1 protein-coding gene is annotated in these 548 nt (G+C 46.5%); it reads left to right on the forward strand.

Annotation, left to right across the window (positions count from 1 at the left end; all coding sequences use genetic code 11):
- The first annotated feature begins 184 nt into the window (after positions 1 to 184).
- The gene (locus CSV68_RS16535) at positions 185 to 412 is read left to right on the forward strand and encodes a YgdI/YgdR family lipoprotein (RefSeq protein WP_021243043.1); all 228 of its coding nucleotides are present in this window, start codon (positions 185 to 187) and stop codon (positions 410 to 412) included.
- Positions 413 to 548: the final 136 nt, after the last annotated feature.

A 548-nucleotide genomic window follows, 5' to 3' on the forward strand; every position in this document is an offset into this window, starting at 1 on the left:
TGGTATATGTATCGGCCGGATTACATCTCATATAAGCCTCCTCCCCGCCTGACACCACACTTTGACCATAGCACCTCGCGCCTAACTCGATATACAGCCCACCATCAAGCCTCTTTTCACATAAAAAATGACCTATAGTTAGATGGTTAGTGACCAAAACTGATATGGATAAAAGGAGCTGGCTTTGAAAAAGATTTTTGTTTCAGTGTTCGCAGCGGCAGTTGCGCTTTCAGCCCTCACCGGCTGCACGCGCACAAGCTATGCCATACACACCAATGACGGTCGCACTATTGTCAGCGACGGCAAACCTAAAGAATCAGACTCAGGCCTGCTTGGCTATACAGACGCGAATGGTGTCAAACAGCAGATCAATAAAACCGACGTTAAAGAAGTCTCCGAAATTCCGCACTGAGCATCTTCTCCGAAAAAGGCCGCTAATGTGGCCTTTTTCTTTACCTGTGGTTCTCCGCCAAAATCCCAGCAAATTGCATCACCAAAGCTAAAAGCTTTCAGGGTTGTCTAAAAAGCACAAGACATAAGAGGAAGTG

This window comes from Sporosarcina sp. P29 (assembly GCF_002743265.1).
In the GTDB taxonomy this organism is placed as follows: Bacteria; Bacillota; Bacilli; order Bacillales_A; family Planococcaceae; genus Sporosarcina.